Consider the following 10998-nt stretch of genomic DNA (forward strand, 5'->3'; position numbering starts at 1 on the left):
CGCCTGATGGCCAAACGACGCGCCAATGGCGAAGGCACCATCACGAAGCGCAAGGACGGACGCTTCTCAGCCGCCGCCTACGTCTACCGTCCGGATGGAACACGAATGCGAAAGTTCGTCTACGGCAAGACCCGCGAGGAAGTGGCCGACAAGCTCACGGAGTTGCTGGCGAAGACCCGTCAGGGCATCCCCGCCGCGTCCTCCGCGATGGCCTTCGGCGACTACCTGACGTACTGGCTCGCCACCGTCGCCCCCGAGCGCCTCAAGCCCGCGACCCTGAACAGCTACGAGGGCCTGACCCGCCTCTACATCCGGCCGGCACTCGGCAAGAAACGGCTCAACCGGCTGTCCCCGGCGGACATTCGGCGCTTCCTCACCGAGTTCAAGAACGCTTGCCTGTGCTGCCTGCGCGGCGCCGACCACGAACGACCCGAGGGCAAGCGCAATTGCTGCGCCGTGGGCAAGTGCTGCAAGCGCTCCGCGTCCGCCCGGACCGTGCAGTACGTGCACGCCGTACTGCGGTCTGCCCTACAGCAGGCGATGCGCGAGGAACTGATCGCGCGGAACGTCGCGCGCATCGTGGAAACGCCCACCGTCACGGCCAAGGAGGTGCGCCCCTTGGACGCTGCGGAAGTACGGCTGCTCCTCAAGACCGCCCGCCCGCACCGGCTGTACGCCCTGTGGCTTCTCCTCGTATCCACCGGCCTGCGCCGGGGTGAGGCTCTGGGGCTCACGTGGTCCGACATCGACCTCACGAATGGACAGCTCCGGGTGCGCCGGAACGTGCAGCGCATCCGCCGGGAACTGCTCTTCGGGACGCCCAAGACCACACGGTCCATCCGCACGGTGCCACTGCCCCGACACCTCGTGCGGGCACTCACCCAACACCGCGAGCAGCAGGAGAGGGAACGCAAGGTCGCAGGTGACAAGTGGAAGCCTGCCCCCGGCCAGCCGGACGGCCTGGTCTTCACGACGGCCAAAGGCAGGGTCACCGACCCCCGGAGCCTGAACCGGATGCTCACCATCCTGTGTCGGGACGCGAAGGTGCGGCGCGTGCGCGTCCACGACCTCCGCCACACCTGCGCCTCACTCCTGCTCGCCCAGGGCGTCGACGCCCGCACGATCATGGAGACGCTCGGCCACAGCACGATCACGATGACGCTCGACACCTACGCGCACGTGATGGACACGACGCTGCGGGCGGCGGCGGAGCACATGGATGACGCGCTCAACCTGGATGACTCCGAGGAGGAGTCGGAAGGGGAAGCCTCGGGCGACTGACGGCAGGTTTCCAGCGGCACTGATGTCACCCGCTGATGTCAAAGGCCCCGCCGGACGAACCGACGGGGCCTTTGACCTGTGTGCACTCGGCAGGATTCGAACCTGCAACCTTCTGATCCGTAGTCAGATGCTCTATCCGTTAAGCTACGAGTGCTTGTTCTGTTTTCGTCTTCGCTTCCCGGCCTTTCGGCCCGCTCGCGGCGACAGGAAGAACATTACATGACTGCCGTCGTCATGTGAAATCCGTTTAGCTCACCCCTTGTGACCTGCGAAAACGCTCCTGAGAGTGATCCTGGCGTGGCCCTTGGGCGCGCTCGGGTCCCGGACGCGCCGAAGCCCCGGTCCTTCAGGACCGGGGCTTCGGATCTTGCTGCGGAGGCGGAGGGATTTGAACCCTCGATGGGCTTTAAGACCCAAACCGCATTAGCAGTGCGGCGCCATAGACCGGACTAGGCGACGCCTCCAGCACACCGCGCTTGCGCGTGGTGCGTTGCAGATGATGACACAGCCCAGCGGGATGTCACCAATCGCCACCCACGGTACTAGGCGGGCGGGCGGCAGGGCAAAGCGTTACGACGGGCGCGGCCTGCGGCGATGCGAGCGGGGGCGCGAGGGGCGCAACGTCGGGGCGCGACGGGCGTTAGTAGCGGTGAGGCGTTTCCTCTCGGGTCGCCCCGGGTCGCCCCCTCCGGTCACCCTCACCACTCGCCACCTCACCCTCCCTGGAGTCCCCGTGCTGCTGCGCCGTATCGCCTGCACCGCCGTCGCGTCCCTCGCCGCGCTGTCCGCCGCCCCCGCCGTCGCGCAGGAGGCCTCGCCCGCGCCGCGGTTACCGCTGACCGAGCAGGACCAGCTGACCGTGACCGTCTCGGGCACCGGCACCGCCGAGGACGGCACGTACCAGCTGGAGTGCGGAAGCGACGGGAGCTACGGCGGTACGCACCGGCACGCCGCGGAGGCGTGCGACCGGCTCGGGCAGCTCGCGCAGGAGGGCGCGGACCCGTTCGCGCCCGTGCCCGCGGACTCGTTCTGCACGATGCAGCACGGCGGCCCGGGCACCGCCCATGTCGTCGGTGTCTGGCAGGGCCGGCCGGTGAACGCGACGTACGACCGCAGTGGCGGGTGCGAGATCGGGCGGTGGAACACGATGGTGCCGGTGCTGCCCGAGGTCACGGGCGGCGGAGCGGGCGCTCCGGTCGGCTTGCGCTGAGACCGGCGCAGGCCTGCGCAGGCCGCCGCTGCCACATCGGTCGGCCACATCGGTCGGGCACACCGGTCGGGCCCCGGTCGGGCGCGCTGGTGAAGGCGTCGCCGGAAGCTCGTCGCGCTCAACCCGCCGACGCGGCACCTCCGTTGTGTGCGCCTCGTGTGCGGCGTGCGGCGGGAGGCACGCGCTCCCGTCACAGCGTGCGCGCGAGGCGCACACACCTCCTCCGTGCGACCTCCCTCTCATCCGGCATCGCGTGCGCAACGGGTGCCCGTAGACTCCTTCCCGTGACACGCCAAGGGCCGAGGGACCGGGGGTCCCAGAGGTCGGCAAAAGGGCAGTAACAGGGAGGATCCGTCGTCGTGAGCAGCAGGCCATCCCGAGGCGCTGCTCGCCTCGCAGCCATACTCGACGCCCTTCCGGACGCGCTGTTGCTCGTCAACGCCAACGGCACGGTCGTCAACGCCAACAGCATCGCGCTGGAGACCTTCGAGACCTCCGGCTGGTCGCTGGTCGGACGCGGTCTGCTCGATCTGCTGCCGGAGTTCGACTCCCGGCTGATCCCCGGCTCCATGCGGCGCCCCGACACGGTGGACGCGGACAGCCACGGGCGCACCAAGCCGCGGCGGATGACAGCACGGCGCACGGACGGAAGCGAGTTCCCGGTCGAAGTCACCAGTGCGAATCTGGAGGACTCCCGGGACGCGTACGAGTCGCACGGCACCTACGGATATTCCGGCGACGAGCTGCTGATGCTCGTCGTACGGGATCTTTCGGGCACCGTGGACACCGAGGCGGAGCTGGCGCGTTCGCAGCGGCAGACCGAGATGATCCTGCGAGCCGCCGCCGAGGGCGTCGTGGGTACCGACACCGAGGGCCGCGTCGTCCTCGTGAACCCGGCCGCCGCGCAGCTCCTCGGCTACCGCGCGAGCGATCTCGGCGGCAAGGAGCTGCACCCGCTGGTGCAGCACTCGCGGCCGGACGGCGAGCCGTTCCCGTACGAGGAGAGCCCGCTCGCGGACACGCTGCGCTCCGGGCGCAAGCACCGGGTGCGCGGGCAGGTGCTGTGGGCGAAGGACGGCAGCCAGGTCAAGGTCGACTTGACGACCGCGCCGGTGCGGGACGGGGACCAGCTGGTCGGCGCCGTCCTGGCGTTCACCGACCGCCGGGCGTACGACGAACTCGTGGAGCAGCACGCGCAGGAGACCGCCCAGGCCGAGCAGAAGTACGCGGAACTGGCCGAGGGCGAACAGCAGCGGTACGCGGAGCTCGAAGCGCGGGAGCAGGAGCGGTACGCGGAGCTGGAGTCCCGGGAGCAGGAGCGGTACGCGGCGCTCGCCGAGCGCGAGAAGGACCGGTACGAAGCCCTGGTCGAGCGGGAGAACGAGCGGTACGAGGCGCTTTCCGCGCGGCACGCCCAGCTGATCGCCGTGCTCGGTGAGTCGCTGCGCGGGCCGCTCGAGGAGCTCCGCCGCGAGCTGGGCACGCTCGCCGCGGACCCGGCGGGCCAGCTGTGGCCCGAGGCGAACCAGGTGCTGCACCACCTCTCCGCCGGGTACGCGCGCATGACGACGCTCGTCGACAACGTCCTGGCGTACCAGCACCTCGACACCAACGCCGCCGAGCTGCACAAGCAGCGCGTCCTGGTCGACGGCGTGGTGGCCGCGGGCGTCGAGGGTGCCGTCGAGCTGATCGGGCCTGGCCGGGCGCAGTTCGCGGTGCACGCGCCGCCGTTGGAGGCCGAGGTGGACGGGCCGCGCCTCGCCACCGCGCTCGCGCATCTGATCGCGGACGTCGCCGGCATCGACGCGACCGGCAATACGCGCGTATCCGCGGGTCCGGCCGCTGCCGGCCAGGTGGACTCGACGATCGTGGTCGCGGCCGCTCAGCGCGGCGAGGTCGTCCGCATCGAGGTGCGCGGTCCGTACGCGGGCGGCGATCCGGTGCACGGACCGATCGTGCGCGGCATCGTGCGGGCGCACGGCGGTGTCCTGCAGACGCACGAGGTGCCCGGGATGAGCGGCAGCGCGTACGTCCTTGAGGTGCCGTTGGGCGCTCAGGCCCCCGGTGCCGATGCCAGTGCCGGTCCCGGTGCCGGTCCCGGTCCCGGTGCCGGTGCCGGTGCCGGTGCCGTGGCTGCGGCTGGTACGGGGGCGGGTTCGGCTCCGGTGGTCGGTTCGGCCCTCGAATTGGCCTCCGCTGCGGGGCGGGGCGGTTCCGGTTCCGGTTCCGTTTCCGCCTCCGGTGAGGCCGTGCCCGTACCCGCTCAGGACCAGACCGAGGGCCGTGGGCGCCGGCGGGCCAGGCGTGGCCCTTCGGTGGACGCGTTCCTCGACGACAGCTCTGCCGGGGGCAACGAGGCCGAGTCCGGGGAGAGTTCGTCCGGGGAGAGTTCGTCCGGCGTGGCGGAGCCGCGCGGCCGGCGTCGGCGGCGGGCCGCTGCTCCGGCCGCGGAGTCGGTGCAGGGTGCCGAGCTCGTGCCCGCGCAGAGCGCCGAGCAGCCGTCGACGGACGGTGCGGGGACCACGACGCCCCCCGCCTCCGCGGGTACGGGTCGCAGGCGCCGTCGTCCGGCGGCCGCCGAGGGCCAGGGTCAGCCGGCCCAGGGGTCCGTGGTGACCGCCGCCGAGCATGCCGCGGGCGGTTCCGGTTCGCGTTCCGGTTCGGGCCAGCGACTCGGTGACACGGTGCCGCCGCAGGGCGTGCCCGTACCGGCCGAGTCCGCCGGGGTCGCGCCGGCCGGGCGCAGGGCGCCGCAGGCACTGGCCGCGCTGCCCGCCGCGGCTGCGGAGCCGACGACTCCGGAGCCCGGTTCGGAACCGGCTGCGGAGGGTGCCGAGGTCGAGGTGCGGCCCAGGGGGCGGCGGGCGCGACGTGCGCTGGCCGCCGCGCAGGAACGTGCCGCTGCCGCCGAGCGCGGTCCGCGTACCGCCTTCGCGCTGCCACCCGCCGAGGCCGACCGCACGCCGGAGGCGCCGGGTACGTCTGGCGTACCTGGCACGCCGGTCGCGCCGGTCGCGCCCGAGACCGTAGCCGCGCCCGCCCCCGCGCAGGTGACCGCACCCGCCGAAGTGGCTGAAGTCCCGGATGCCGACGTTGAGTTGGCGTCCCCGGCGGATGTCGATGGCGACCACGGCTACAACGCGCCCGACGGGCCGTCGGCCGACCACACCCCGCCGCAGCCGCACCCCGTTCCGGCACCCACCGGACGCCGCCGCGCCCGCCCGGCGCCCGAGCCCGCACCCGAGCCCGCACCGGAGCCCGCGCCTGCGCCCGAGCCCGCGCCCGGCGTGCCCGCCGCACTCCCGCCCGAGCAGGCACCCGTGGCACCCACGGCGCCCGCGGCGCCCTCCGCCGCAGCTCCGCAGGAGAGCGAGCCCGCGCCGGAAGAGGCAGCAGCAGCCGCACCGGAGACCCCGGAGGCGGAGGCCGACGAGGCGGACAAGGCGCTGCCGCAGCCTCAGTCGCAGCCGGAAGCACAGTCGCAGCCCGAGACCACGCCGCAGCGCAGTCGGCTCGCGCAGCCCCTGCCTGCGGAGGAGGACGCTCCGGCAGGCGGGTCGAGCACCTCGACGCAGGGCCGGGCGATCAGCGTGCGCACGCTCGGCCAGGGCGTCCCGTTCGCCCAGCACATCGCCGAGCAGCAGCGCCCCGCACCGCTTCCGGCCCGGGCGCCGGGGCAGCCGTCGAACTCGACCAAGTCCCAGACGGGCAGCCTGAACACGGCCGGCGGTCAGTCGACCGGCGGTTCAGGTCGCCGCCGCAAGCTGGGCACCCCGCAGGAGAAGAAGGCGGAGACGGCGGAGAAGGCGGCGACGGCGGAGAGGGCGCCGACTGCGGAGAAGGGGGCCGAGAACGCGGCTGCCGGGACTCAGGCTCCCCAGGCCCAGGCCGCTCAGAAGCCCTCGCCGAACCCGACGCCCCCGCAGGCAGGTCCAGGACCGCTGCCCCCGGCCGGTTCCCTGCCCGGCACGGGCCCCCTCCCCGGCTCCGGGTCACTTCCCGGATCTGGTTCGCTTCCCGGCTCCGGTCCCCTCCCCGGCTCCGGTTCGCTCCCCGGCTCCGGTCCCCTCCCCGGTTCCGGTTCGCTCGCCGGGAGTGGGCCGCTGCCCGGCGGTGAGGGGCAGCGCACCGAGGGCCGGTCCTACGCGATCGGTGCCCCGGACGAGGGTGCCGAGGGGCCCGAACCGCTCGACGGTCCCGGTGGCGCGGTCGAGGTCGCGAACAGTCCGCAGCCCCAGCCGATGGACGACGAGCTGCCGCCCGAGCCGCTCGACAACCCACGCCGACTGCTCGTCTGGCCCGCGCCCGACGTCTCCACGCAGCAGGCGCTGAGCGACCGCGGCTACCGCCCGGTGATCGTGAACTCCCGCGACGAGGTGGACGCCCAGATCGCGGCGTTCCCGGCCGCGCTCTTCGTGGACCCGCTGACCGGGCCGATCACGCGGACCGCGCTGCAGTCGCTGCGGCAGGCGGCGGTCGCGGCCGAGGTGCCCGTCCTGGTGACCGCCGGCCTGGGCCAGGCCTCGCGCGAGGCGGCCTACGGCGCCGACCCCGCCGTACTCCTGAAGGCGCTCGCGCCGCGGGACAGCGAGCAGCACCCGTCGCGCGTCCTGCTCATCGAGGAGCACGACGAGATCGCGCGGGCGCTCACCGCCACCCTGGAGCGGCGCGGTATGCAGGTCGCGCGGGCCACCGCCGACACGGACGCGGTGACGCTCGCGACGCAGATGCGGCCGAACCTGGTCGTGATGGATCTGCTGCAGGTACGCCGCCGGCGCGCCGGAATCGTCGACTGGCTGCGTGCCAACGGGCAGTTGAACCGCACCCCGCTGGTCGTCTACACGGCGGCCGCCGAACAGTCGGACCTGCCGAAGCTGGCCTCCGGCGAGACCGTGCTGTTCCTCGCGGAGCGGTCCACGAGCCCCGAGGTGCAGGGCCGGATCGTCGACCTCCTCGCGAAGATCGGCACCAACTGACCGTCCCTCAAGGGCCGTTGCGCACGCGGATGAGGGGCGCTGTTTCACGTGAAACAGCGCCCCTCATCCCGTGTCCCAGGACCTCAGAACTTCTTGATGTCCAACTCCCCGTCCGCGTACTGCTTGCGGATCACCTTCTTGTCGAACTTGCCGACGCTGGTCTTCGGGACCGCCGGGATGATCGACCAGCGCTCGGGCAGCTGCCAGCGGGCGATGTGCTCGCCGAGGAAGGCGCGGAGCGTCTCGAAGTCGGCGGTCGCGCCCTCCTTCAACACCACGGTGGCGAGCGGGCGTTCGCCCCACTTCTCATCCGGTACGGCGACGACCGCGGCCTCGGCGACCTCCGGGTGCGCCATCAGCGCGTTCTCCAGCTCGACCGAGGAGATCCACTCGCCGCCGGACTTGATGACGTCCTTGGCGCGGTCGGTCAGGGTCAGATAGCCGTCGGGGCTGATGATGCCGACGTCCCCGGTCTTGAGCCAGCCGTCCTCGCTGAACTTGTCGGCGGGCCGGAACGGGTCGCCGCCGGCGCCGCCGTAGTACGCGCCCGCGATCCAGGGGCCGCGGACCTCCAGCTCACCGGCTGAGGTGCCGTCCCAGGGCAGCTGCTCGCCGCCGGGGCCGGTGAGCCGGGCCTCGACGCCGGCCGGGAAGCGGCCCTGGGTGAGGCGGTAGCCCATCTCGTCGGCCTCGCTCACGCCCGCGGGCGGTCGGGCGACCGTGCCGAGCGGGGAGGTCTCGGTCATGCCCCAGGCGTGGCAGACGCGGACGCCGAGCTTGTCGTACGCCTCCATCAGCGAGGGCGGGCAGGCGGCGCCGCCGATGGTGACCTGGTCGAGGGTCTCGATGTTCCGCGGGTTGGCGGTGAGCTCGGCGAGCAGGCCCTGCCAGATGGTGGGCACGGCGGCGGCGTACGTGGGGCGCTCGCGCTCGATCATCTCGGCGAGCGGGGCGGGCTGCAGGAAGCGGTCCGGCATCAGCAGGTTGACGCCGGTCATGAAGACGGCGTGCGGCAGGCCCCAGGCGTTCACATGGAACTGCGGGACCACGATGAGGCCGGTGTCCTGGTCGGTGAGGCCCATCGACTGGGTCATGTTGACCTGCATCGAGTGCAGATAGATGGAGCGGTGCGAGTAGACGACGCCCTTGGGGTCGCCGGTGGTGCCGGAGGTGTAGCACATGGCCGCGGCCCGGCGTTCGTCGAGCTCGGGCCAGTCGTACGCGGTGGGCTTACCGGCGAGGAGCTCCTCGTACTCGTGCACCTGAACGTTCGTGTCGGCGAGCAGCGAGCGGTCGCCGGGGCCGGAGACGACGACGTGCTCGACCGGGGTGAGCTGCGGCAGGAGCGGTGCGAGCAGCGGGAGCAGCGAGCCGTTGACGATGATGACGCGGTCGGCGGCGTGCTGGACGATCCACACCAACTGCTCGGCGGGCAGCCGCAGGTTGAGGGTGTGGAGGACGGCACCCATGGCGGGGACCGCGAAGTACGCCTCGACATGCTCGGCGTTGTTCCACATGAGCGTGGCGACCCGCTGGTCGCCCTCGACGCCCAGGTCCTCGCGCAGGGCGTGCGCCAGCTGGGCCGAACGCTCACCGATCTCGGCGAAGGAGCGGCGGTGCGGCTCGTCCTCCCCGGTCCACGTGGTGATCTGCGATGTGCCGTGGACGGTCGACCCGTGCTGAAGGAGTCGGGTCACGGTCAGCGGTACGTCCTGCATGGTGCTCAGCACGGCGTCCTCCCGGTGGGCGCTACGGAGCAGTAGGGTTCCGCCGATTCTCACCACATACCACGTGGTATGTCACTACTGCGGCGCGGATGGATGCCGAACGGACGCGTGATCCAGCCCACCGTCGGAGCGGCCCGCTCAGCGCACCGGCGTCAGCTCCGGGTCCTGGCGCAGCTTGCCGAGCGCCCGGGAGACGGCGCTCTTCACGGTGCCGATGGAGACTCCGAGCACCTCGGCGGTCTGGGCCTCGCTCAGGTCCTCGTAGTAGCGCAGGACGACCATCGCGCGCTGGCGGGCGGGCAGTTTCATGATCGCGCGCCACATGGCGTCCTTGAGCACCTGCTGCTCGGCCGGGTCCGCGAGCGGTATCGGGTCCGGCTCGGGAAGCTCCTCGCAGGCGAACTCGTCGATCTTGCGCTTGCGCCACTGCGAGGTCCGGGTGTTGAGCAGGGCCCGGCGCACATAGCCGTCCAGGGCCCGGTGGTCCTCGATCCGCTCCCAGGCGACGTACGTCTTGGTGAGCGCGGTCTGCAGCAGGTCCTCCGCGTCGTTGGGGTTGGCGGTCAGCGAGCGCGCGGTGCGCAGCAGCACGGGTCGGCGGGCGCGCATGTACGAGGAGAAGGACGGGTACCGGGAGTGCGCGGTCATGGTCATGGTCGTGGTGGTGGCCGTCGTGGCCGCGGTGGCCGCCCCCGTAGCGGCCTTCGACGCAACACTGCGGACGGGCCCCTCAATAACGGTCATGGCTCCACGCTAGGAGCGGCCCCAGCTCAGCGGATCGGCCCCAGGTCCCGAACCCTCGTCCCCCTCAGGTTGTACGCGCGGCGCCCGTCCCACCTCCTGAGGGTGGAGGGGCCCGGGCCCGCCCCCGAGGGGTGAACCCGGGCCCGCCGCAAGGAGAAGGAGTCTCCGTACGGAGAAGGAGTCGCCGCCCTCAGCCGATCCGGGCCACCGGCGCGTCCACCAGGTTCCGGTCGACGTGCAGGGTGTGGCCGCCGTACCGCTCCTTCGAGTTGCCCTTGTACTGGTGGATGCGCTTGTGCGGGTACCAGGCGCCCGGCAGGAAGACCGGCTCGCGGTTGAGGTTCGGCTTGCCGCTCCAGCGCGCGAACCAGATCACCTCGGGCAGGTCCTTCACGCCCTTCCTGCGCTCGGCCTCCATGTGCTTCACCCCGGAGTCGGCGCTGCTGTAGAAGCCGGTGACGTACCCCTCGCCCCGCACCTCGCGGTTCCAGGCGCGGACGAAGGACAACGTCGTGTCCAGGCACTTCTTGTCGCCCAGGTCGTACGCCTCGACGTCGAGGTAGAGCGGGCTGCCCTCGTCGAGTCCGTACGCGCGGGCCCGGCGGACCGCGTCCCGGCCCTCCGAACGGCCCTGGGCGACCGGGTCGCCGCCGATGCGCACGTCCTGCTTGTTCTCGGCGAGCACGCACGGCGACTGCGATCCGACATAGAGGGGCAAAACCCCCCAGCCCAGGTCATGGACGTCGCGCAGCCAGGCGCGGTCGAGATGCGGCTGGCTCTGGCAGTGTCGGCCGCGGCCGCCGAAGTAGACGCCGACGGCGCGGTAGTCGGAGTGGCGGCGCCAGGCGGTCATGGTGGCGAGGGACGGGGCTCTGCAGGTGTCGAAGGCCCGACCCTTGAACACCTCGGGCTTCGGCCGGGCCGACGTGGCCGCCGTCCCGGGGGCGGCGGCCGATGGCACGGCGAGCGGGAGCAGGCAGAGCACGGCGAGAACAAGTCCAACGATCGGCTTTTTAAGGCCCAAACGGTCGATATGGTCCATACGGTGAGTCAAGGTGCC

Annotated in this window: 6 protein-coding genes and 2 tRNA genes; 3 read left to right on the forward strand and 5 right to left on the reverse strand. The window is 72.1% G+C overall.

Going from position 1 to position 10998, the window contains the following annotated elements:
- Positions 1-6: 6 nt before the first annotated feature.
- On the forward strand, positions 7-1281 hold the full coding sequence (locus QIT00_RS18170; RefSeq protein ID WP_456316489.1) for a tyrosine-type recombinase/integrase: 1275 nt from the start codon (positions 7-9) through the stop codon (positions 1279-1281).
- Between the two features lie 81 nt (positions 1282-1362).
- Here QIT00_RS18170 and QIT00_RS18175 read toward each other — a convergent pair.
- A tRNA-Arg gene (locus QIT00_RS18175) sits at positions 1363-1435 on the reverse strand.
- A gap of 219 nt (positions 1436-1654) precedes the next feature.
- Positions 1655-1745: transfer RNA gene (locus QIT00_RS18180), tRNA-Ser, on the reverse strand.
- A 272-nt stretch (positions 1746-2017) separates the two neighbouring features.
- On the opposite strand from QIT00_RS18180, the gene QIT00_RS18185 reads away from it, so the two are divergent.
- Positions 2018-2491, forward strand: a complete 474-nt coding sequence (locus tag QIT00_RS18185) for an SSI family serine proteinase inhibitor (RefSeq protein ID WP_282536465.1) — start codon at positions 2018-2020, stop codon at positions 2489-2491.
- Between the two features lie 359 nt (positions 2492-2850).
- A complete protein-coding gene (locus QIT00_RS18190) occupies positions 2851-7467 on the forward strand; it encodes a PAS domain-containing protein (protein ID WP_282536342.1) in 4617 nt (1538 codons plus the stop codon).
- Between the two features lie 83 nt (positions 7468-7550).
- On the opposite strand, the gene QIT00_RS18195 is transcribed toward QIT00_RS18190, so the two are convergent.
- From QIT00_RS18195 to QIT00_RS18205, 3 genes are all read right to left on the reverse strand, one after another.
- Positions 7551-9197, reverse strand: a complete 1647-nt coding sequence (locus tag QIT00_RS18195) for a long-chain fatty acid--CoA ligase (protein WP_282536343.1) — start codon at positions 9195-9197, stop codon at positions 7551-7553.
- 135 nt (positions 9198-9332) lie between these two features.
- On the reverse strand, positions 9333-9848 hold the full coding sequence (locus tag QIT00_RS18200) for a SigE family RNA polymerase sigma factor (protein ID WP_282536466.1): 516 nt from the start codon (positions 9846-9848) through the stop codon (positions 9333-9335).
- Positions 9849-10128: 280 nt separating this feature from the next.
- Positions 10129-10980, reverse strand: a complete 852-nt coding sequence (locus tag QIT00_RS18205; RefSeq protein ID WP_282536344.1) for a glycoside hydrolase domain-containing protein — start codon at positions 10978-10980, stop codon at positions 10129-10131.
- Positions 10981-10998: the final 18 nt, after the last annotated feature.

It is taken from the genome of Streptomyces luteolus, assembly GCF_029968015.1.
Taxonomy (GTDB): Bacteria; Actinomycetota; Actinomycetes; order Streptomycetales; family Streptomycetaceae; genus Streptomyces; species Streptomyces luteolus.